The sequence below is a fragment of the Hoeflea sp. genome (assembly GCF_984452065.1).
In genome coordinates this window covers 25,990-26,293 of record NZ_CFHWAF010000060.1, presented here as the reverse complement: position 1 = coordinate 26,293, position 304 = coordinate 25,990, and the positions used below count along the sequence as shown (strand labels likewise).

The 304-nt window shown below is 55.6% G+C and carries 1 pseudogene; it reads right to left on the bottom strand.

Annotated features, from left to right (window positions below):
• Window positions 1-22: 22 nt before the first annotated feature.
• A pseudogene (locus AC5E6N_RS13115) lies at window positions 23-304 on the bottom strand (DDE-type integrase/transposase/recombinase); the annotation flags it as partial.

Below are 304 nucleotides of genomic sequence, written 5' to 3'. Positions count from 1 at the left end.
CTATCTCGAACAAATCCTAAATTAAAACTGCGTTAACCTGGATTCGTCGCCCTGGGTTGGCACCGCTCTTGTCCATCACGACCTTCTCCGGCAGCTCGTTGTTCCCAATGGACTTCTTGAAAAAAGCCGTTGCCGCCTCTTCGTCCCGCGTCTCGAACAGCAGGAAATCAACGGTGTCGCCGCGTTTGTCGACGGCCCTATAGAGATAGACCCATTTGTTCCGGACCTTGAGATAGGTCTCGTCCATCCGCCAGGACGAACAAGCCGGCCGCCTCCAGTGCTTCCTTGACGGCCCGATACTCCG